This window comes from Aquamicrobium terrae (assembly GCF_052978165.1).
Map to the genome: position 1 here is coordinate 659,604 of NZ_JBRKLZ010000002.1, position 20,350 is coordinate 679,953.

A 20,350-nucleotide genomic window follows, 5' to 3' on the forward strand; every position below is an offset into this window, starting at 1 on the left:
TTGTGCTTCCCATTGCATGGAGGGCGACCGTGAGCACAGCCGCCAAGGTTGAAGGACCGATCATTCCGCAAGATAGCGCGGAAGAGATCATTGAGGGCCTGCCGCCCGGTTTCGGAGACGGCATCCTCGGCCGGGCGGCCTTCTGGATCGCCTTTGCGTTCTCGTTGTTCCAGCTATGGACCGCCGCATACGGAACGCTGGCCAGCCAGATCGTCCGGGCCATGCATGTCGGCTTCCTGCTGCTGCTCGGCTTCGCCCTCATCGGCAATCTTGTCGCGAAGAAGCCTGTCACCAGGGCATGGTTCTGGCTGCTGGGCATCCTTGGCTTCCTGACCGGCATCTACAACTGGGTCTTCTACAAGGACCTGATCATGCGCTCCGGTTTTCACACGGTTCCGGATCTGGTCGTGGGCGCGCTGGTCATCGTCCTGGTCTTCGAAGGCGCGCGCCGCCTGATGGGCTGGCCGCTCACCATCATCGCCGGCCTGTTCCTGGCCTATTGCTTCTTCGGCAATTACCTGCCGCCACCCTTCATCCATCGCGGCTACGACTTTGCCCAGATCATCGAGCATTTCGGCTTCGGCACCGAAGGCATCTACGGTACGCCGATCTATGTCTCGGCGGCCTATATTTTCATCTTCGTCGTGTTCGCCGCCTTCCTCGAACGCGCCGGGATGCTGGCCCTGTTCAACGACTTTGCCCTCGGCCTCGTAGGCAGCTGGCGCGGCGGCCCGGCACAGGTCTGCGTCATGTCCTCGGCGCTGATGGGCACCATCTCGGGCTCGGGCGTCGCCAACGTCGTGGCTTCCGGCCAGTTCACCATTCCGCTGATGAAACGCTTCGGCTTCCGGTCGGCCTTTGCCGGCGGCGTCGAAGCCACCTCGTCCATGGGCGGCCAGATCATGCCCCCGGTCATGGGCGCGGTCGCCTTCATCATGGCCGAGACACTGAACGTTCCTTACGTCGAGGTGGTCAAGGCAGCGCTCATTCCCGCCGTCCTCTATTTCGGCGTCTGCTTCTGGATGGTGCATCTGGAAGCCGGCAAGGCGGGCCTCGGCGGCATGGACAAGAAGACCCTGCCCGATCCCTGGGCAGCGCTGCGGCAGCACTGGCCGCTGGTGCTGCCGCTCGGCATGCTGGTCTACCTGCTGTTCGCCGGTTATACCCCGATCTTCGCCGGAACCATGGGCCTAGCGCTGATCGTCGTGCTGATCCTCGGCACGCCGCTCGCCGCGCTGATCGGCCCCTTCGCCTTCCGCATGGTGTTCTGGGTTGCGCTCGGGCTCGCGGCAGCGGCATTCATGAAATACGGCATCAACGTCCTCGCCCTCGTGATCGGCCTGCTGATCGCTGCCTGCGCGGTCTTCAAGGGCGGCCGCGAGACATTGGCCATCTGCCGCGATTCCATGGCCGAGGGCGCGAAGAACGCGCTGCCTGTCGGCATCGCCTGCGCCATTGTCGGCATCGTCATCGGCACGCTGACACTGACCGGCATCGCCTCCACCTTCATCGGCTGGGTCATTGCCATCGGCGAGAACAATCTGTTCCTGTCGCTGATCCTCACGATGATCACCTGCCTGGTGCTGGGCATGGGCATTCCCACCATCCCGAACTACATCATCACATCGTCGCTGGCCGGACCTGCCCTGCTGGAACTCGGCGTGCCGCTGCTGGTCAGCCACATGTTCGTCTTCTATTTCGGCATCATGGCGGATCTCACGCCGCCGGTCGCGCTCGCCTGCTTCGCAGCCGCGCCCATGGCCAAGACCTCCGGCTTGAAGATTTCGGTCCAGGCGACCAAGCTCGCCACGGCCGGCTTCGTCGTGCCCTTCATGGCGGTCTATACGCCGGCGCTGATGCTGCAGGACCCTGGGCCCCTATCGGCCTATATCGGCTATTGGGGCGAAGTGGCCTACATCTTCCTGAAGGCCTGCTTCGGCATCGCACTCTGGGGTGCGGCGGTCGTCGGCTTCCTGTTTGCGCGGGCGCTGTGGTGGGAGCGTCTGGGCTGTCTCCTCGCCGGGACCCTTCTGGTTCTGGCCCTGCCCCTGACCGACGAGGCCGGCTGGGTGCTCGGCATCGCGGTGGTCGCGGCCCACTGGTGGCGCAGCCACCGCGTGGCCGCACCGGCAACCTGATTCCGGATCCATGAGCGCCCTCTGCGTCCTTGTCGCGGGCAAGACGACCGTCATCGCGGCGTCCGTCTTCTCGCTCTCCTGGACGCATTCGGTGCAGAAATCGGAATGGCACGAGGAATGGCAGGTCACACCGGCCGGTCTCGTGCTGACGCAAGCGCGGGTGAAGGGCTCAGGCGCGGGCATGGAACCGCCCGAAGGGTCGAGGCTGATCGACGGCTGGTGGGTCTACACGCCGAAATTGCCGGCGCAGGAGGCCGTGATGCTGGCATCATCTGGCCTGACCGGCGGCGGCTGGCGGCTCTGCGCTTCCGGTCAATGTATCGACCTCGGCAACACAGCCGGCGCACCGATCAAGCTGACAGGCTGCGAAGAGGAATAATGGTCAAGAAAAATCCGCCTGAACCGAGGGCTCAAACGCAGGTGCGGGCCCTCTCGACCATCGTCCCCAGCACGAGATCGGGGTCTTCCCGCCACCAGCGGTCGCGCGAGAAGATCTCTACTTCCACAAACCCGTCATAGCCGATCGCCTCGACCTGCGCGCGGATGGCCGGGATATCAATTACCCCGTCGCCCATCATGCCTCGGTCGAGGAGCAGGTCGCGTGTCGGCACCAGCCAGTCGCAGACATGGAAGGCCAGAAGCCGGTTGCGGCCAGCACGCGTGATCTGCGCCGACAAGTCCGAGTCCCACCACACATGGTAGACGTCGAGCGCGATGCCCACGCCCTCCCCCAGTTCCTCGCAGAGCGCATTCGCCTCGGCCATCGTGTTCACGCAGGAGCGGTCGCCCGCATACATGGGATGCAAAGGCTCGATAGCCAGCGGCACCCTGGCCGCCCGCGCATGGTCGAGCACGGCGGCGATGCCGTCACGCACCTGGGCCCGGGCGCCAGCGATATCCCTCGATCCTTGCGGCAAGCTGCCCACCACGAGCACCAGGCATTTCGCCCCGATGGCGGCGGCCTCGTCGATGGCGCGCAAATTGTCGTCGATCGCCTGCCGGCGGCCTTCGGCCGTCTCAGCCGGGAACATCCCGCCCCGGCAAAGGCCGGTCACGGTCAGGCCATGGCCGGCGATCAGACGTGTGGCCTCATCCACGCCGCAGGCCGCCAGCATATCGCGCCACGGCGCGATGCCGCCGATACCGTGACGGACGCAGCCCTCGATGCACTGCCGCAGCGTCCAGCGCTCCCTGACCGTCGCAGTGTTGAGCGACAGGCGAGTCGGCTCAACCATCGCCTCAGATCCCCACGCCACGCTGGCGCATTACCAGCGTCATGCGTTCCGCCGCCTGTTCGGGATCGGACAGCAGGCCGGCCTTGTCGGCAAGGCGGAACAGTTCGGCCAGATGCAATGTGGAGCGCGTGCTTTCCTGGCCGCCGACCATGGTGAAATGCGTCTGATGGCCGTTCAACCAGGCCAGGAACACTATGCCGGTCTTGTAAAAACGGGTGGGCGCCCGGAAGATATGGCGCGACAGCGGCACGGTTGGCACCATGAGGTCACGATAGGTTTCCATGTCGTCGGCAGCCAGCGCATCCAGCGCCGCGGCAGCGGCCGGGGCAATGGCATCGAAGATGCCAAGCAGGGCATGCGAGAACCGGCCATCGGCGCCGGCGATCAGGTCGGGATAGTTGAAATCGTCGCCCGTATACATGCGCACGCCTTCGGGAAGGCGGGCGCGCATTGCGATTTCCTTGTCCTCGCTGAGCAGCGACACCTTGATGCCGTCCACCTTCCCGGCATGGGCGGCGATGATTTCCAGGCAGACATCCATGGCCTGCCAGTGGTCGTCATGGCCCCAATAGCCGGCCAGCGCCGGATCGAACATCTCGCCGAGCCAATGCAGGATGATGGGCTCGCGCACGCCCGACAGGATGCGGCCATAGACATGCGCATAGTCTTCCGGTCCGCGGGCACTGGCAGCCAGCGCCCGACTGGCCATAAGGATGATGCGGCTGCCGGCGGCCTCGACGGCGGCGCATTGCTGCTCATAGGCCGCGATCACCTCATCGAGCGTGAGGCCGGGGCGCGGCTCGAGCTGGTCGGTACCGACGCCGGATGCGATCAGCGAGCCGGGTCCGAACGACCTCGCTTCGGCGACAGAACGGCGGATCAGTTCCAGCGACGTGGGCCAGTCCAGCCCCATCCCTCGTTGCGCGGTGTCCATCGCCTCGGCGACGCCGAGCCCGAGGTTCCACAGGTAGCGACGGTAGGCCATGGTCGCTTCCCAGTCGGGTGCCGATGCCAGCCACGGATCGATGTCGGCCAGCGGGTCGGCCACCACATGCGCGGCCGAATAGGCGATGCGGGTGCGCTGCATGGAGGCCGGCCTTGCAAAGGAGCGGGGCGCCGACAGGCGCCAGGTTTCCAGGGAGCCGTCGGCTTGCGGCAGGATGACTTGGGCGGTCATGGTGCAATCCCCTTTGAAATGCTGCGGGCAAACATGGCGTCGATCAGGCGTCGCGTCGCGACGATGTCCGCGCCGCTCACCGCGGGCGCACGATCCTCGTCGATCGCCCGCAGGAAGTCGGTGATCAGGGCGCGGTGGGCATCATGCGCGAAGGCCATCGGGTCGGCACCGCTGCCGAAGGCCTGCGAGCGGCCAACGGTTTCGCTGGAGCCATCATGCCGGAACAGGTTGAGGACGCCGCCTTCCAGATGCGCGGTGGCCGTGGCGAAGACGAGATCGATGGTCTCCGGAAAACCCGGATAGCAGGCCGTGGTGGCCATGATCGTGCCCGGCGCCCGGCCGCCGAAAGTGGCGAGCGCGGCCACATGATCCTCGGCTTCCATCTCGTGCAGCGCCGTGGTCGAGACGAGGGAAGAATGGATATCGATCCTGCCGACCAGCGCGCGCAGGAGATCGAGCGTGTGGATCGCCTGCGTCAGCAGGACCCCGCCGCCGTCGCGCGCGAACATGCCCCGGCCCGGTTCATCATAATAGCTTTGCGGCCGCCACCAGGGTACGCGGCAATGACCGGCCGCAAGCGGGCCCAGGCTCCCTTCCGCGACCAGTTCGGCAAGCCGCAGGAACGCCGGGCGGAAGCGATGCTGGAAAACGACGCCCAGCTTGAGTCCTCTGGCCTCTGCAAGAGCTTGCAGCGCCTCGGCATCGGCGGTGACGAGGCCGACCGGCTTCTCGATCAGGAGGTGCCGGCCGCTCTCCAGAATGCGGGAGCCGAGATCGCGATGTGTGGACGGCGGCGTCAGCAGGATGACCGCCTCGACCCGTTCGTCGGTCAGCGCCTTCTCGAGATCCGTGGCGGTCGGGAACGGATAGTCGGCGGCGAACGCCGCGCAACGCGCCTGCGACTGGCTGACGGCGTAAAGCACCTCGGCTTCGGCGGACAGGTCCATGAGACTCAGCGCATGCGGGCGCACCGCGAGCCCGAGGCCGACGAGGGCAATTCCCTTCCGCCTCATGCCGGCATTCCGACGCCGAAGAAATCGCAGATGGCCTCCACCTGCCCTTCCAGCATGCGGATGCCCGGCTGGGTCGCACAGCCGCGCTTGGCGGCGGCCTCCAGCAGAGGCGAGATCGCCGGCTTCAGGATGACGTCGACAACGAGCGCGGAAGGCGAAATGCGCTCCGGATCGACTGGGTACGGGTCGGACGCCTGCATGCCCAGTGGTGTGCAGTTGACCACCACGTCGAAGCCTTGCGGGTCAGCGGCACCGACCTCGACGACAAGGCCGGGATGAGCCTGGGCAAGGCTGGCGACCAGCTCCGCCTGCCGAGTGGAATCGATGTCGAACAGGCGAAGGCGTGACGGGCCTTCGTCGGCCATGGCATGGGCAACCGCCCGGCCGGCACCGCCGCCACCCACGATCAGCACGCTCTTGCCTTGTATGCCGTGCCCGGCCGCCGACAGACCCCGGATACAGCCCTTGCCGTCGAAATTATCGCCGACGAGGCGCCCGTCCGGCAGCCTGCGGATGGCATTGACCGCGCCGATGCGGCGACCGCTGTCGCGCACCTCGTCGATCAGCTCCATGACGGCGATCTTGTGCGGTACGGTGACGACGATGCCGTCGACATTGCCGAAATGGCGCAATGCCGCCAGCGCCTGCGACAGATGTTCGGACCTGACATGCAACGGTACCAGCACGGCCCCGGCGCCGCGCCGTCGGAAAGCCTGATTGAACAGGCGCGGCGAGCCGGCCTGCGCGATCGGATCGCCGATGATGACGTGGAGCCGCGTTTCTCCCGAAAGCGGCAGCGGCAGGCCGGGAATATCGGGAATTGCTTGCGTCATATCGCTCATCGGGAAGCCGCCTTCCGGTCGAGGAACGCACCCACGCGGGCGCGGCATTCATCAGTGTCGAGAACGAGCGAGGCAAGCAGCCGCTCCAGCCGCAGCGACTGGCGGATAGGGTGATCGGCGGCTTCGCGCAGCACCTCGCGGGCGAAACGGATCGCGGCAGGGCTGCGCTCGGCCATGCCGCGCGCCACCGCCATTGCCTCGTTGACGACATTGTCGGCAGGGCATATGCGCGCGGCGATGCCGAAGGCGCCGGCCTCGACGCCGGTAAGCGAACGGCCGGTCAGGATGAGATCGGCGGCAATCGACCGGCCCGCGAGCTGGAGCAGTCTTTGGGTGCCCCCCTGCCCGGCGATGACGCCGATGCCGGTTTCCGGCAGCGCCAGATGGGCATCTTCCGCGCATACGATCATGTCGCAGGACAGCGCCAGTTCGAAGCCGCCGCCCACCGCATAGCCGCGTACGGCGGCGATGGTCGGCTTGCGGGCATGGGCGAAACGGTCGAACTCCTCCAGCCAGTCGTCGAGAACGGCTTGCGCCGCCGTCATGCCGTGCACTTCGGTCAGGTCCGCGCCGACCGAGAAATGGGTTGCCGTTCCCGCCAGCACGATGACGTGGATGTCCGGCATGCGTTCGGCCTCGACCAGAGCGCCGACCAGATCGCGCGCCAGCTGCTGCGACAGCGGATTGCCGCGCTTCGGCTGGCCGGTCATCGTCAGCAGCCGGACAGGCCCCTCATCCTTGATTTCGAGATGTTCGCTCATGTGCCGAAATACTCCGCGTTCATGCGAGCCGGGTTGCGGACGACGGGCGCGAAATCCATTCGTTCGAGGATGTCGCTGCGAATGTCGATCCCGTCGGCGACCTCGATCAGTTCCACGCCGTTGGCCCCAAGTTGGAAAACCGCCCGCTCGGTGACGTAGACGACCTCCTGGCCCCGCTCCAGCGCCTGTTGGCCGCTGAAGGTGACGGCGCCGACATCGTGGACGAACTTGCGCACCTGTCCGGGCGCCTCGACCCGGATGCCGCCGCCGCGGATCGCCAGCCGGGACCCCTTGGTGTCGAAGGTGCCGCAGAACACGACCTTGCGTGCGTTCTGGGTGATGTCGATGAAGCCACCGGGGCCGATGAAATCGCCGCCCAGATGGCTGACATTGACATTGCCGTGACGGTCGCATTCGGCCATGCCGAGGAAAGCGATGTCGAGGCCGCCGCCATGGTAGAAGTCGAACTGCTGGGTGGCGGCCATGATGGCGAGCGGGTTGACCGCCATGCCGAACAGATTGCCGATCAGCATGGCCCCGCCATGGATGCCCTGCTCGATCGTCGTCCAGTAGCTGGATTGCGTCCCGCGTTCGGAAATGATGGCCGCCACGCCGGCGGAGGCGCCGAATCCGAAATTGACGGTTGCGCCCTCGCGCAATTCCTCTGCCGCCCGCAGGGCCAGCACCCGCTTGACCCCTTCAGACGCCTCGTCCGAGGCCGGCAGTGCGGTGGTGCGCAGGAGGCCCGCCAAGGCCGGGTCGTAGCCACCCCTGTAGGTCTGCTCCTGCTGCGGGCTGACCACGATATGGTCGACGAAGATGCCGGGCACTGCGACCTCGCGCGAGGTGAGGCTGCCGGACTGCACACAGGCCCGCACCTGCACCGCGACCAGTCCGCCATTGTTGTGCGCGGCCAGCGCGGCCGCATAGGTGTCGAGGTCAGCCGGCTCCTCACGCAGCGAGAGGTTGCCGAGCGTATCGGCATAGGTGCCCTTGAGCAGCGCCACGTCGATCTTCAGCGGCAGGTAGCGCAGAAAGGTTTCGCCGCCGATCTCGATCAGTTCGACGATATCCTCGCTGGCGGCCGCGTTCACCTTCCCGCCCTGCCGGCGCGGATCGACGAAGGTGTCGAGGCCCGTCCTTGTAATGAGGCCGGGGCGCCCGGCGCCGCTTTCACGCAGCAGCAGGGAAATGACGCCGCCCGGCAGCGAATAGGCCTCGATCTTGTTGGCACGGGCCAGGTCCTGCATCGGCTTGGACCACGTCCAGTGCCCGCCGATGACCCGCCTGACCATGCCTTCATGGGCGAACCGGTTGGCCCCGCGCCGGCCGCGATCGCCGAAGCCGAGCGCATGGACCAGCATGAGGTCGCGCGGATGGCCGGTGGTGAGGAAACGGGCCTCGATGGCGGCGAAGATATCGTCCGGCTCCAGCAGGCCGCCGCCGGAAGAGGCGACGGCGATGACGGCACCGTCCTTGATGGCGGCAGCGACCGCCTCGGGGCTCTGTACTTTGCTATGCACGGGTCAGTTTCCGAACATGAGGGACGGCAGGAAGGTGATGATCTGGGGAAACGCCACCAGCACCCCGATCGACACCATCAGGGCGAGGAAGAACGGCAGGCTTGCCCAGAACACGCGCTCGATCGGCAGGCGCGACACCATCGATACCCCGTAGAGGGCGACACCGACCGGGGGCGTGATCAGGCCGATCACGCACATGATGCAGAACAGCACGCCGACATGGATGGGATCGATGCCGGTGGCGTTGAGCAACGGGGTGATAGCCGGAACAACCATGAGGATGATGGGCGTGGCATCCATGAACATGCCGAGCACCAGCACGACCAGCAGGATCAGGATCACGATGAGCGTCGGGTCCGTGGTCAGGGATGTGACCTGTCCCGACAGGAGAACCGGAAGCTGCTCGCGCGAGAACATCCAGCCGTCCAGGCCTGAGACGCTGACGATCAGCAGCAGCGCGCCGACCGCCGTTCCGGCTCCGATGATCTCGCGCGACAGGTCGCGCACGGTCAGCGTGCCGTAGAAGAAGCCGAGCAGCATGACGTAGATGACCGCGATCACACCCGCCTCGGTCGGCGTGCAGATGCCGGAGAATATGCTGCCGATGATGAAGAGCGGCGTGAGGATCACCAGCGACGCGTCCCACAGCGCGCGCCATAGCCGCGCGAAGGAGAAGCTTTCACCCTTGGGATAGCCGCGCTTGTGGCTGAGGAAGCCGACCGTGGCCATCAGGAAGCACACGATCATCAGGCCGGGCAGAAGGCCGCCGACGAACAGCTTGCCGATCGACACGTTGGCGGTGGCGCCGTAGATGATCATGATGATGGAGGGCGGAATGATCGGTGCCAGCGTCGAGGCCGACAGCGTCACGCCGGCAGCGAAAGCAGGATCGTAGCCGCGTTCACGCATGGCCTTGACGGTGACCGTCCCGACGCCGACGGCATCTGCTGCGGCCGAACCCGACATGGCCGAGAAGATCATGCTGGCCAGCACCGCAACATAGCCGAGGCCGCCGCGGATATGGCCAACCAGCGCCTGGGCCAGGTTGAAGATGCGCTCGGTCGCGCCGCAGAAATTCATCAGCCGGCCGGCCAGCAGGAACATCGGCACCGCCGCCAGGATACTGTCGTTGACGGTTCCGGTGATGCGCTGCGGCGCAAGACCGAAAGGAATGCCCTTGGCATAGAGGTAGGCCAGTGCCGGAGCACCGAGCGCGACGAAGATCGGCGCGCGCAGCGCAATCAGGACGAAGATGCCGAGAAGAACGATCGCGAGCATGTTCAGACCCCCACAGGCTCATGGACCACGCCATCGCGCTGGGCGATGGTGGCTGCATCGGGCACGCCGATGTGGCGACGCTTGACGAGGAATACGAGGGCGTGAACCAGCATCATCGCGAAGCCGAGGGGCATGGCGATCGTCTGCACGATCACCGAAATGCCGAGCGCCGGCATGATCTGGCTGGCGCCGAAGAAGCTGGTGCGGAACCCGACCCACGCCATGACCGACATGAAGATGAGAGTCACGGCATCGATCAGGTAGCCGACGGAATTGGAAAGGGCGGGCGGCATGGCGTTGACGACAAAGTCGACGATGAAATGCTCAGCCTCGTAGAGGGCCCGCGCCCCGCCGATGAAGACCAGCCAGATCATGCAGATGCGTGAGATTTCCTCGGTGAAGGCCAAGGGGTCGGACAGCACGAACCGGTAGAGGACCTGCAGGAACATGATCCCGATCAGGCCCGAGAAGGCCAGGAGGATGCACAGCCCCTCCACCCGCACGAGCCATTGCTCGGCGCTCAACAGATATTTCCGCATGACAGTATCTCGCTGGTCGTTGAGAGAGCGATCGAAGTTTAGCGCGAGGCCTGGATGCGCTTGATGAGATCCTCGCCGTAAATCTTCGCGTATTTGTCGATGACCGGTTTGGTGGCCTCGATGAACGGCGCCTTGTCCGGTTGGGTAACTGTGACGCCCTGCGCTTTCAGGTACTGGAGGTCATCGGTCATGTTGGTTGCAAACAGTTCGCGCTGGTGCTTGGTCACCTCGGCAAAGATCTCATCGAATTCCGCCCGCTGATCGGGGGTGAGCTGTGCCAGTGCATCGACGTTGGCGACCACGACCTTGTAGAGGAAGAAATGCCCGGTCAGCGAAAGATGGGGCGCCTGCTCGTAGAAGCGCATGTTGCGATAGCCGGAGCTGTCGTTTTCGGCAGCATCGATCGTGCCGGTGGCAAGGGCAGTATACACCTCGCCATAAGGCATCGGCGTGGCCTTGGCGCCAAGGGCATTGAAGGTGTCGAGATAGACGGGGCTGCCGATCACCCGGATCTTGGTGCCGTCGAGGTCGGCAGGTGTCTTGACGTCCACCGTCCGGGTAAAGGCATGACGCTCGCCGCCCGACCACCAGCCCAGCACCTTCAGTCCCGATTCCTGCTCGATCTTGGCGGCGATCTCCTCGCCGATGGGGCCATCGGAAACGACCCAGGGCTGTACGTCGCCGTTCTCGAACAGGAACGGCAGATCGAAAACGCCAGCGCTCGGCGCAAAGGCCGACAGGTTGGACGTCGCCACCGTGGTCATGGTGACGGCGCCTAGCCGCACCTGCTCGATGGCATCCTTCTCGTCGCCCACCTGCCCTTGCGGGAAGACCGTCATCGACAGGCCGGTCTTCGAGGATTTGAGCCTCTCCGCCAGTTCGGCAAAGGCGGTATTGGAGGGCTCGCCTTGCGGATTGACGTGCGCCGCTGTCAGTTCGAGCGCCGGCGCGATGGAAGTGCCGGCAAGCAGGATGGCGGCCGAAAGCACCCCGGCCAAGTTACGGAATTTCATGTGGTCCTCCCTGAACCCTGCAAATTGCGAATATCGCAAAATTGCCACTAGAACGATCTACTAGATCGATGTAGTAAAGAATTTATCGATTGTCTATCGCTTTTTTGGAGCCCGATGCCGCCTTTCCCGGCGACATCGGTCAAGGGAAGGAAAAACCGGAATGGATCAGTTTGCAGCCTGCCACGACGAGGAAGCCCTCGAACGGCATCGCATGTTTGCCGCAACGGTGCGTGAGTTCGTCGAGGCGGAGGTGCGCGACCGCGCCCAGTCGCTCGATGAGAGCGAAACCTATCCGGAGGACCTTTACCGGACCATGGCTCAGCTCGGGCTGTTTGGCATAACGGTGCCGGCCGAGATGGGCGGCGTCGGCGCGGACACCGTTTCCTACGCCATCGTCATGGAGGAACTGTCGCGCGGCTATGCCTCGGTTGCCGACCAGTGCGGCCTGGTCGAGCTGGTTTCCTCGCTGCTGGCCGCCCATGGCACGCCCGAGCAGCGCAAGCGCTATCTCGAACCGCTGGTCCGTTTCGAGCGCAAATGCGCCTATGCCATCACCGAGCCCGAGGCCGGCTCCGACGTTGGCGGCATCCAGACCCGCGCCGTGCGCACCGCCAACGGATGGCGCCTCGACGGCGGCAAGATCTGGATCCACAATGCCCCGGTCGCCGATTTCGCCATGGTGCTCGCCCGCACTGACCCGGCCGCCGGCAAGCGCGGCATGAGCATCTTCATCGTCGATGCCGACCGGCCCGGCTACATCATCGGCCCCAAGGAACATAAGATGGGCCAGCGCGCCTCGCAGGTTGGCGCGCTGACCTTCGACGGCATAGAACTGCCGGCCGACGCCCTGCTCGGCGAAGAGGGCAAGGGCTTCCACATGATGATGAGCGTGCTCGACAAGGGGCGCATCGGCATTGCCGGCCTTGCGGTCGGCCTGCTTCAGGCGGCTCTCGAGGCTTCCGTGGACTATGCCAGGACCCGCCAGCAATTCGGCAAGCCGATCGGCGAGTTCCAGGGCGTGCAATGGATGATCGCCGATATGGCCAAGGCGCTTCATGCCGGGCGCCTGATGGTGCGCGACGCGGCCGCTCGTCTTGATGCCGGGCAGCGCGCCACCATGCACTGCTCGATGGCCAAGTGCTTCGCCGCCGACGCCGCCGTCGATCATGTGGCCAATGCCGTGCAGATCCATGGCGGTATCGGTTTCATCCGCGGCATCGAGGTCGAACGGCTCTACCGCGACGCCAAGATCGCGCAGATCTACGAGGGCACCAACCAGATCCAGCGCATGATCATCGCGCGCAACATCATGCAGTGAGGCCGGTGATGAGCGATATGGACAAGCGCGCCCTGATAACCGGCGCGGGCCGCGGCATCGGGCGAGGCATCGCCCTCGCGCTGGCCGACAGGGGGTTTGCCGTCGTGGTCAACGACCTGAACGACAACGAGGACCTTGCCCGGACCGTCGCCTCGATCCGGGAGCGCGGCGGCAAGGCCATGCCCCTGCCCGGCGACATCGCCGATGTCGCCGCCCACGAAAAGCTGGTGGACACGGCCTGGGGGGCCTTCGGCGGTCTGGAGTGCCTGGTCAACAATGCCGGCATCTCGGTGGCCAAGCGTGGCGATCTTCTGGAAGCTACGCCCGAAAGCTTCGACCGGCTGGTCACGGTCAACCTGCGCGGCCCATTCTTCCTCACCCAGGCGGTGGCCCGGCGCATGACGGCGGCCGGGAATGACGGCTTCCGGTCGATCATCACCGTTTCCTCCGCCAATGCCGTCATGGCCTCCACCAATCGCGGCGAATACTGCATTTCCAAGACCGGGCTTTCGATGATGGTGAAGCTGTTCGCCCTGCGCCTGGCCGAGTTCGGCATCAACGCCTATGAAATCCGTCCCGGCGTCATCGAAAGCGCGATGACCGCCGTCGCCCGCGACAACTACGACGCCCGCTACGAACAGGGCTTCACGCCGATCAACCGCTGGGGCAAGCCCGAGGATATCGGGCGAGCCGCCGCCATGCTGGCCGATGGCGCACTGGCCTTCTCCACTGGCGAGGTGCTGCATGTCGACGGCGGCCTTCATGTGAGCAGCCTGTGATGACGGCCGCAACCGATACGCTCGCGAAGGGCCGCGCATTGGCGCCCGGTTTCTACGGGCTCGACGACCTGGAGGTCGGCGACCATTTCGCCACCTCCCGCATCACGGTCACGGAAAGCCACGTCGTCGGATTCGCCGGCCTGTCGGGGGACCTATTCGACATCCATATGGACGACGCCTTCGCGCAGGCCCACGGTTTCCCAAGCCGTCTCGCGCACGGGTTGCTGGGCCTGGCCATGGTCGATGGCCTCAAGAACCGCGCGCCGGTGCGCATCGCCGGCATCGCCTCGCTGGGATGGAACTGGCGCTTTCGCCAGCCGATCCTCATCGGCGACAGCATCCGGGCCACCATCACCGTCAACGCCATGAAGCCGCACTGGAATCCCGAACGGGGCATCCTCACCCTGGGCTTCGTGGTATGCAACCAGAACGACGTCGTCGTGCAGGAAGGCGAAACCTTCCTCTTGTGCGCGCGCCGGGCATCATGCGCAGATGCGCCTGCTGCAAGACAGGACGTACAAGGGCAATGAAAGACGACATGGCAAACCGCAGGATACCATGAGCATATCGGAAGGCGCACGCCCGACGGGCCGCATCACACTGAGCGACATAGCGCAGGCAGCCGGCGTATCGCGCGCCACTGTTTCGCTGGTGCTGCGCAACAGCCCCACAATACCGGAGCGGACCCGCCAGCATGTGCTCCAGCACGCCGAGGCTCTGGGCTATGTCTACAATCGCGGGGCTGCCAGCCTGCGCACCGACAGCACCCATATCGTGGGGCTGGTCGTGCACGACATTACCAATCCCTACTTTGCGGAAATCGTCGCGGCGATCCAGCGCGAGCTGATCAACCACCGGCTCGTCGCCTTCCTCGGCGATACGCGCGATTCGCCGGAACTGCAGCGCAACTTCGTCGACACGGTGCGTGAGTACAATGTCGACGGAATCATCATGTCACCGGCGCAAGGAACCGACCCCGAGCTGATCGCTCGCCTGCAGCAATGGCGGCTGCCTTGCGTGCTGTTCTCCAGAAACCTGGCCGGGATCGAGGTCGACTACGTCGGTGGCGACAATTTCGCCGGTATGCTTCATCACACCCGCTATCTGCTGTCGCTCGGCCATCGCCGCATCGCGCTGGTGGGAGCCAACAAGATGATCTCGACCGGCCGCGAGCGGCTGGAGGGATATCTGGCAGGGCTGCGCGAGGCCGGTATCACGCCCGATCCGCAACTGATCATCCCCTGCCCGCCGACGCGCGTGGATGCCCACAACAGCCTGATCCGACTGTTGCAACTGGCCGACCCGCCGACTGCGGCGGCCTGCTTCAATGACGTTACCGCGTTCGGCGCCATGCTCGCCGTGCAGAACCTGGGTTTGAAGATTGGGCAGGACGTATCCATCACCGGCTACGACGATGTTGCCGAAGCCGGGCTCTGGCGCCCTGCGCTCACCACGCAACGGATTTCCTGCGAGGACATCGGCCGCGAGGCGGTAAGGCTCCTGCTGCGCCGGATCGCCGACCGCAACGCACCGGCAGAACGCGTCATGGTTCCGCTCGATTTCAAGGTGCGGCAGACCGCATTGACACCGCCGTCGCCGGCCCGCATTACCGCCATTCGGGAAGCTGCGCTGGCATGGGAGCAGACCGGCGAGCAGGCCCGAAGCGAGGATGCAGTGCTTGACGCTGCCCAGGATATGAAGCGCCAATAGGCGGAGGAACACCATGCAGATGATCGGCGGCACCGTCATTCCGGCGCTTGGCTTTGGCACCTGGACGCTGAAGGGCGACCAGTGCAGCGAACTGGTCGAACAGGCTTTGGCCGCGGGCTATCGCTATATCGACACCGCCGCGAAATACGACAATGAGGAAGCCGTCGGCGCCGGGTTGCGTGCCTCCTCGGTCGCCCGCGAGGACATGTTCGTCGCCACCAAGGTGTGGTGGACCGACCTGGCGGCGGCCGATTTCGAGCGCTCGGCCGAGGCCAGCCTGCGCCGGCTGGGGCTCGACCATGTCGACCTGCTGCTCATCCACTGGCCCAATCCAAAGATCGCCCTGAAGGAGACCGTCGAAGCCCTGAACAGGGTGCACGACAGAGGCCTCACACGCCACATCGGCCTCGCCAACTTCACCACGGCCCTGATGGCCGAGGCGGTGGCCCTGTCCGACGCCCCGCTCATCTGCAACCAGGTGGAATATCACCCCTATCTCGACCAGGAGAAGGTTCTTGCTGCATGCCGGGCGGCCGGGATGGCCATGGTGTCCTACTGCCCGATCTATCGCGGCGGGCCGTTGTTCGAGGAGCCGGCCGTCCTGCAGGCCGCCGCCCGCCATGGGCGCACGCCGGCGCAAATCGTGCTGCGCTGGCACGTCCAGCAAAAGGGTATCGGCGCCATACCGCGCACCACGCGACGGGAGCGGCTGGCCGAGAACATCGCCATCTTCGACTTCGCCCTTTCCGAGACGGAGATGGACGAGATCGGCGCTTTGCGGGCCCGGAACCGCCGCATCTGCGACTATGACTTTTCGCCGGACTGGGATCGCCCCTGAGTTCGCCACCCATTTCGAGGTGCCCGCCGCGAAGATGCGGACATCCGGTTAAACGTATGATGGCGGTTCACGCCAACCGGTCGGTAATGTCTTGCGCGATCAGGCCATAAAGATGTTTCGCGGCCGGAGGCAACAGGGTCCCCTTGCGGGTGATCATGGTGAAACGCCTGTGCAATTCGGGTTCGACGATTTGCAGGATCCTGCAATTCCTGACACGGGAAAGATCGGCGATCGAGGCAGTGAGAACGGCGATGCCAAGACCGGCATTTGCAAAGGCAAGCAGCGTTTCGCCCTGTATGCAGGAATATTCCACGGTAAAGGACAATCCCCGTTCTTCCGCCGCTTTGGAAATGATCTGGTGAACCACCGTATTCGGGTAGAACATCACCAGGGGGTGCCTTAGCACAACATCCAGCGCAATCGTTTCCGTATCCTCACCGGTGTCGATCCAATCGTCGGGAACGACAGCCAGCAGCGGCTCGGCGCGGCCTTGCTCGAAATTCATCTGGGGGTCGGAAAGCGCGGGGCCGACGCCGAAATCCGCCTTGTCCTGCTTCAGCGCGTTCAGGATTTCCGCTGATTTATATTCCCCGATGGAAACCTTCACATCGGGAAAGGCGTCCTTGAAAGTCTTGATGACATAGGGAAGGCGCGCCGCCGCATAGGTCGGTGAGCAGGCGACGCGAACATGGCCGCGCCTGAAGTCGATGTCCTCGTGGATATGGCGAAACGTCGTTGAAAGAGCCGAGATCGACACGCGCGCCTGATCCAGCAGCATCTTGCCGGCTGCTGTCAGTTCGAGATGGCGTGTCGTGCGCAGGAAAAGCATGACGCCAAGCTGCGTTTCGAGTTCCCGAACCTGCATCGATATTGCGGACTGGGAGCGGCCGAGCGCCTTGGCGGCCGCGTGAAAGGAGCCAAACTCGGCAACACAGACGAAGGTGTTGATCAGCTTGAGATTGACGTGGGTGAGATCCTGAACGGTCCGGGGTCTGATCATAGTCGCTCCGGATGAGTGGTCTGGCCGCCGCCAGACGTGAACTGCCTGGCCGACCCCCTCATAGACATGGCGCGCCCTGCCATCAAGCGGGGCGCGCCTTTCACCGGAAATGCCCGCACTCAGGCGCTAGCCTTCCTCAACCGGTCCTTGGCCCATTTGAACAGCGGAAGGAGCAGAAGCCCGACGGAAAGCAGCAGGAAGACGATCGAGATTGCGCTGCTGGCGAAGATGCCGACATCGCCATCCGACATGATGAGGGAACGCCGCACATTCTGTTCCAGAATAGGTCCGAGCACCAATCCGAGAAGTACCGGCACGGAGGGGTAACCGAACTTGCGGAAAAGATACCCGAGCACGCCGAAGCCCATCGCCATGCCAAGATCGAAGAAGGAATAGTTCACGCTGAACACGCCGTAGACGACGATCCCCATCACGATGGGAAAGAGATAGGCGGCGGGGATGAAGACCAGCGAGGCGAGCAGCGGCGTCAGCAGGATCGTCAGCACCACCAGCATCAGATTGCCGGTGTAGAAGGTGCCGATCACTGGCCAGACGAAATCGGGGTTCTGCTCGAACAGCAGCGGCCCGGGCTGGAGGCCCAGCATCAGCAGCCCGCCGAGCATGATCGCTGTGGTTCCCGAACCCGGTATGCCAAGGGTGAAGAGAGGGATCATGGCGGCATAGGAAGCCGAATTGTTGGCGGCCTCGGGAGAGGCGATGCCTTCCGGCGTGCCCTGCCCGAATTTTTCAGGATGGCGCGAAATCTTCTTCGAGAAGGAATAGGAGAAGATGGTGGCCGCCGTCGCCCCAGCGCCGGGCAGAACGCCGACGACGAAGCCGATGATCGAGCCGACGCCCAGATCCTTCCATGTCGTGATCATATCGCTCGCTCGCGGAAGAAGCGCCCTCAGCGAATAGCGCGTCCGCGCGACCTTGGGCGCGGTTTCATTGACGCTCGCGAGGATTTCGCCCACGCCGTACATGCCGATGGCGATGACGGTGAATTCGATGCCCTCCAGCAATTCGAAGGTTCCGAAATTGAAGCGCGGCGATCCGCTGACGATGTCGAGCCCGATGCAGCCCAGCCACAGGCCGAAGCCGAGGGCCGCAAAGCCCTTCGCCCTGTCTTCCCCGCCCAGGGAGGTGGAGAAGATCAGTGTCATGACCATGAGGGCCGTCATCTCGATGGGCCCGAAGCGCAGGGCGAACTCCGCGAAGGGCGCGGCAATGGCGGTGAACAGGAAGATGGCGACGAAACCGCCAACGAAGGAGGCGAAGGTCGCGATGCCCAGCGCCCGCCCCGCCTCGCCCTTCTTCGCCATCGGATAGCCGTCCAGCGTGGTCATCATGGCCGCGCTTTCGCCGGGAATGCCGAGCAGGATCGAGGTGACCGCGCCGCCATACATCGCGCCGTAATAGACGCCGGCAAGCCCGGCGACGGCCACCGCCGGCGGGAACGACACGACGATGGGAAGCAGGATCGCAAGGGCGGCCGGCGGCCCCATTGCCGGCAACACGCCGATGGCAAGGCCGAGCAGAACACCCAGCAGGGTCGCCAGCAGCATCGGCCCGCTCAGGGCGACCGACAGGCCCTGGAAGAGGTCGGAGAAGATTTCCATCCCGGTTTCCTCAGAACAGCCCGCGCGGCATCGGAACGCCGAGGGCTCTGTCAAAGATCGCCCATGCCAGCACCGTGAAGGTGATTGCCGTCGCCACGCCGATGGCAAGGCGCACGGGCCTGAAATCGGGCGTCAGCGACAGGAAGCAGGCGAAGACATAGAAGGGGGTGAGCGCGACCATGCCCACGATGGGAGCAGCCACGATGAACAGCGCGGTAAGCCCGACAAGCAGGACCACGCGAAGCATTTCGACGCGAATTCCGGGTTCGGTGGCATTCCCCGCTCCTTCCGTATCATGCCCGCTTTTGGCGGTCTTCTTCTGCGAAAAAAGCGAGGCGCCGGTGCTGACCAGCATGAGTGCGCCCGCGATTGCCGGAAAGAAGCCCGGCCCGGTAATGGTGCTCGAAAAGATCTCGTAGCGCCAGGATTGCCAGACGACGAAGACGGCAAAAACGGCAAAAAGCGACGTGAACAGTTTCTCGGCCGTAGGCGTCCGCATTCGCATCCTCCCAATTCTCACGATACGACGATGTGCTCCGGAAGCCGACGACCGGCAGGGCCAGCCGTCGGTTTTTCGGAACGCCCGGACGGGCTATTTTTCGATGGTCTTGAGGTAATCGGCGTAAAGCTTGCTGATCTCGGGGATTTTCGCCGCGAACTCCTCCGCATCCCAATAAAGTGGCACGGAGTTGTTCCGCTCCACATACTGGGTTTTCCAGGTATCGCTTTCGGAAACTTTCTTCATCACGTCCTGCCAGAACGCGACCGCCTCTTCCGGCACGTCCTTCGGCATCACCACGCCGCGATAGAGCATCAGCTCGATATTCGAACCAAGCTCCTTGAAGGTCGGCACGTCCGGCAGCGATGCGAGCCTTTCCGGAGAGGTCACGGCGATCGGTTTCACACGGCCGGCCTCGATCTGCGACATGACTTCCGACGCATTGCCGAATTGCAGGTCGATATGGCCGCCGAGGAGCGCGGTGGTCACTTCGCCATCGCCATTGAAGGGAACCGGACGCACTTCCACGCCGAGTTCGTTGCCGAGCGAAACCGCCAGAAGTGCCGGATCGGTCACGGGGCCGGTATTGCCGATACGCAGCGTTTTCCTTGCCTTGACGTCGTCCAGCGTCGCAATGCCCGACTTGGCTTCCGCGACGAGAATGAAGGGATCGCCGGCAATGACGGCGATGGGCTGGAAGTCCTCCACCTTGGCGGGTGACTGACCCATCAGAGGTGCCACGAAGAAGCTCGTGGCGATGGTGCCCATGACGTAGGCGTCGCCCTTGCGCTGGGCCACGTAATTGTAGGCGATGGCGCCGCCGCCCCCGGGCTTGTTCTCCACCAGCATCTGGGTGGGGCTCAGCTTCCCGTCGTTGACGATGCCCGCGATGGTCCGGGCGATGATATCCGAACCGCCGCCGGGCGAGGATTGCACGATCAGCGTGACGTCCCGCTCCGGATAATCGGCGGCGATAGCGGCCGTGGCGAAGACGCCACAGGCGGCGAGTGCGACTGCAAATGTGGAAACGCGCTTCAGCATCCTTTACCTCCCAAAAAATTGCTTCTG

Annotated in this window: 20 protein-coding genes; 7 read left to right on the plus strand and 13 right to left on the minus strand. The window is 64.5% G+C overall.

Annotated features, from left to right (window positions below):
• Positions 1-29 precede the first annotated feature (29 nt).
• Positions 30-2,138, plus strand: a complete 2,109-nt coding sequence (locus ACVCNR_RS20360) for a TRAP transporter permease (RefSeq protein ID WP_354193600.1) — start codon at positions 30-32, stop codon at positions 2,136-2,138.
• A 10-nt stretch (positions 2,139-2,148) separates the two neighbouring features.
• The gene (locus ACVCNR_RS20365; RefSeq protein WP_354193599.1) at positions 2,149-2,517 is read left to right on the plus strand and encodes a DUF1850 domain-containing protein; all 369 of its coding nucleotides are present in this window, start codon (positions 2,149-2,151) and stop codon (positions 2,515-2,517) included.
• A 31-nt stretch (positions 2,518-2,548) separates the two neighbouring features.
• On the opposite strand, the gene ACVCNR_RS20370 is transcribed toward ACVCNR_RS20365, so the two are convergent.
• From ACVCNR_RS20370 to ACVCNR_RS20410, 9 genes are read right to left on the minus strand one after another with little or no spacing between them, the layout of a single operon-like run.
• Positions 2,549-3,373 carry a sugar phosphate isomerase/epimerase family protein gene (locus tag ACVCNR_RS20370; protein WP_447076254.1) on the minus strand — a complete coding sequence of 275 codons (825 nt, stop codon included), beginning with the start codon at positions 3,371-3,373 and terminating at the stop codon, positions 2,549-2,551.
• Between the two features lie 4 nt (positions 3,374-3,377).
• Positions 3,378-4,550, minus strand: a complete 1,173-nt coding sequence (locus tag ACVCNR_RS20375; protein WP_354193597.1) for a dihydrodipicolinate synthase family protein — start codon at positions 4,548-4,550, stop codon at positions 3,378-3,380.
• Positions 4,547-5,563 (minus strand): Gfo/Idh/MocA family protein, encoded by a 1,017-nt coding sequence (locus ACVCNR_RS20380; protein ID WP_354193596.1) that lies wholly within the window; start codon positions 5,561-5,563, stop codon positions 4,547-4,549. The genes ACVCNR_RS20375 and ACVCNR_RS20380 overlap by 4 nt, the downstream gene beginning before the upstream one ends.
• Entirely contained in the window at positions 5,560-6,405 is an 846-nt protein-coding gene (locus ACVCNR_RS20385; RefSeq protein WP_354193595.1) for a shikimate dehydrogenase family protein, read from the minus strand. Before ACVCNR_RS20385 ends, ACVCNR_RS20380 begins: the two co-directional genes overlap by 4 nt.
• Entirely contained in the window at positions 6,402-7,166 is a 765-nt protein-coding gene (locus tag ACVCNR_RS20390; RefSeq protein ID WP_447076255.1) for an enoyl-CoA hydratase/isomerase family protein, read from the minus strand. The genes ACVCNR_RS20385 and ACVCNR_RS20390 overlap by 4 nt, the downstream gene beginning before the upstream one ends.
• The gene (locus ACVCNR_RS20395; protein ID WP_447076256.1) at positions 7,163-8,689 is read right to left on the minus strand and encodes an acyl CoA:acetate/3-ketoacid CoA transferase; all 1,527 of its coding nucleotides are present in this window, start codon (positions 8,687-8,689) and stop codon (positions 7,163-7,165) included. The genes ACVCNR_RS20390 and ACVCNR_RS20395 overlap by 4 nt, the downstream gene beginning before the upstream one ends.
• Before the next feature lie 3 nt (positions 8,690-8,692).
• On the minus strand, positions 8,693-9,967 hold the full coding sequence (locus ACVCNR_RS20400; protein ID WP_354193592.1) for a TRAP transporter large permease: 1,275 nt from the start codon (positions 9,965-9,967) through the stop codon (positions 8,693-8,695).
• Positions 9,968-9,969: 2 nt separating this feature from the next.
• Positions 9,970-10,506 carry a TRAP transporter small permease gene (locus ACVCNR_RS20405; RefSeq protein WP_354193591.1) on the minus strand — a complete coding sequence of 179 codons (537 nt, stop codon included), beginning with the start codon at positions 10,504-10,506 and terminating at the stop codon, positions 9,970-9,972.
• A gap of 38 nt (positions 10,507-10,544) precedes the next feature.
• Positions 10,545-11,519 (minus strand): TRAP transporter substrate-binding protein, encoded by a 975-nt coding sequence (locus tag ACVCNR_RS20410; RefSeq protein WP_354193590.1) that lies wholly within the window; start codon positions 11,517-11,519, stop codon positions 10,545-10,547.
• A 211-nt stretch (positions 11,520-11,730) separates the two neighbouring features.
• Between ACVCNR_RS20410 and ACVCNR_RS20415 the strand changes: the two genes are divergently transcribed.
• Genes ACVCNR_RS20415 through ACVCNR_RS20435 form a run of 5 tightly spaced genes read left to right on the plus strand, consistent with a single transcriptional unit; the run spans position 11,731 to position 16,164 of the window.
• Complete coding sequence (locus ACVCNR_RS20415) at positions 11,731-12,837, plus strand: acyl-CoA dehydrogenase family protein (RefSeq protein WP_354193867.1); 1,107 nt, start codon at positions 11,731-11,733, stop codon at positions 12,835-12,837.
• Between the two features lie 8 nt (positions 12,838-12,845).
• Positions 12,846-13,616, plus strand: coding sequence for a 3-ketoacyl-ACP reductase (locus ACVCNR_RS20420; protein WP_447076257.1), 771 nt, complete (start codon positions 12,846-12,848; stop codon positions 13,614-13,616).
• Positions 13,616-14,146 carry a MaoC family dehydratase gene (locus ACVCNR_RS20425; protein ID WP_447076258.1) on the plus strand — a complete coding sequence of 177 codons (531 nt, stop codon included), beginning with the start codon at positions 13,616-13,618 and terminating at the stop codon, positions 14,144-14,146. Before ACVCNR_RS20420 ends, ACVCNR_RS20425 begins: the two co-directional genes overlap by 1 nt.
• Before the next feature lie 28 nt (positions 14,147-14,174).
• Complete coding sequence (locus tag ACVCNR_RS20430) at positions 14,175-15,326, plus strand: LacI family DNA-binding transcriptional regulator (protein WP_447076259.1); 1,152 nt, start codon at positions 14,175-14,177, stop codon at positions 15,324-15,326.
• A 13-nt stretch (positions 15,327-15,339) separates the two neighbouring features.
• Positions 15,340-16,164 (plus strand): aldo/keto reductase, encoded by an 825-nt coding sequence (locus tag ACVCNR_RS20435; protein ID WP_447076260.1) that lies wholly within the window; start codon positions 15,340-15,342, stop codon positions 16,162-16,164.
• Between the two features lie 67 nt (positions 16,165-16,231).
• Here ACVCNR_RS20435 and ACVCNR_RS20440 read toward each other — a convergent pair whose 3' ends face one another.
• The 4 genes from ACVCNR_RS20440 to ACVCNR_RS20455 form a co-directional block, all read right to left on the minus strand.
• Entirely contained in the window at positions 16,232-17,164 is a 933-nt protein-coding gene (locus tag ACVCNR_RS20440) for a LysR family transcriptional regulator (RefSeq protein ID WP_447076261.1), read from the minus strand.
• A gap of 119 nt (positions 17,165-17,283) precedes the next feature.
• The gene (locus ACVCNR_RS20445; protein ID WP_354193584.1) at positions 17,284-18,783 is read right to left on the minus strand and encodes a tripartite tricarboxylate transporter permease; all 1,500 of its coding nucleotides are present in this window, start codon (positions 18,781-18,783) and stop codon (positions 17,284-17,286) included.
• 10 nt (positions 18,784-18,793) lie between these two features.
• A complete protein-coding gene (locus ACVCNR_RS20450) occupies positions 18,794-19,282 on the minus strand; it encodes a tripartite tricarboxylate transporter TctB family protein (RefSeq protein ID WP_447076262.1) in 489 nt (162 codons plus the stop codon).
• Positions 19,283-19,375: 93 nt separating this feature from the next.
• Complete coding sequence (locus tag ACVCNR_RS20455; protein ID WP_354193582.1) at positions 19,376-20,323, minus strand: Bug family tripartite tricarboxylate transporter substrate binding protein; 948 nt, start codon at positions 20,321-20,323, stop codon at positions 19,376-19,378.
• Between the last annotated feature and the right edge of the window lie 27 nt (positions 20,324-20,350).

Bases quoted from the DNA above. Each gene is read 5' to 3' on its own strand.
- ACVCNR_RS20365 (WP_354193599.1), top strand. From the start codon at position 2,149: ATGAGCGCCCTCTGCGTCCTTGTCGCGGGCAAGACGACCGTCATCGCG.
- ACVCNR_RS20370 (WP_447076254.1), bottom strand. From the start codon at position 3,373: ATGGTTGAGCCGACTCGCCTGTCGCTCAACACTGCGACGGTCAGGGAG.
- ACVCNR_RS20375 (WP_354193597.1), bottom strand. From the start codon at position 4,550: ATGACCGCCCAAGTCATCCTGCCGCAAGCCGACGGCTCCCTGGAAACC.
- ACVCNR_RS20380 (WP_354193596.1), bottom strand. From the start codon at position 5,563: ATGAGGCGGAAGGGAATTGCCCTCGTCGGCCTCGGGCTCGCGGTGCGC.
- ACVCNR_RS20385 (WP_354193595.1), bottom strand. From the start codon at position 6,405: ATGAGCGATATGACGCAAGCAATTCCCGATATTCCCGGCCTGCCGCTG.
- ACVCNR_RS20390 (WP_447076255.1), bottom strand. From the start codon at position 7,166: ATGAGCGAACATCTCGAAATCAAGGATGAGGGGCCTGTCCGGCTGCTG.
- ACVCNR_RS20400 (WP_354193592.1), bottom strand. From the start codon at position 9,967: ATGCTCGCGATCGTTCTTCTCGGCATCTTCGTCCTGATTGCGCTGCGC.
- ACVCNR_RS20405 (WP_354193591.1), bottom strand. From the start codon at position 10,506: ATGCGGAAATATCTGTTGAGCGCCGAGCAATGGCTCGTGCGGGTGGAG.
- ACVCNR_RS20410 (WP_354193590.1), bottom strand. From the start codon at position 11,519: ATGAAATTCCGTAACTTGGCCGGGGTGCTTTCGGCCGCCATCCTGCTT.
- ACVCNR_RS20415 (WP_354193867.1), top strand. From the start codon at position 11,731: ATGTTTGCCGCAACGGTGCGTGAGTTCGTCGAGGCGGAGGTGCGCGAC.
- ACVCNR_RS20420 (WP_447076257.1), top strand. From the start codon at position 12,846: ATGAGCGATATGGACAAGCGCGCCCTGATAACCGGCGCGGGCCGCGGC.
- ACVCNR_RS20425 (WP_447076258.1), top strand. From the start codon at position 13,616: ATGACGGCCGCAACCGATACGCTCGCGAAGGGCCGCGCATTGGCGCCC.
- ACVCNR_RS20430 (WP_447076259.1), top strand. From the start codon at position 14,175: ATGAGCATATCGGAAGGCGCACGCCCGACGGGCCGCATCACACTGAGC.
- ACVCNR_RS20435 (WP_447076260.1), top strand. From the start codon at position 15,340: ATGCAGATGATCGGCGGCACCGTCATTCCGGCGCTTGGCTTTGGCACC.
- ACVCNR_RS20440 (WP_447076261.1), bottom strand. From the start codon at position 17,164: ATGATCAGACCCCGGACCGTTCAGGATCTCACCCACGTCAATCTCAAG.
- ACVCNR_RS20445 (WP_354193584.1), bottom strand. From the start codon at position 18,783: ATGGAAATCTTCTCCGACCTCTTCCAGGGCCTGTCGGTCGCCCTGAGC.
- ACVCNR_RS20450 (WP_447076262.1), bottom strand. From the start codon at position 19,282: ATGCGGACGCCTACGGCCGAGAAACTGTTCACGTCGCTTTTTGCCGTT.
- ACVCNR_RS20455 (WP_354193582.1), bottom strand. From the start codon at position 20,323: ATGCTGAAGCGCGTTTCCACATTTGCAGTCGCACTCGCCGCCTGTGGC.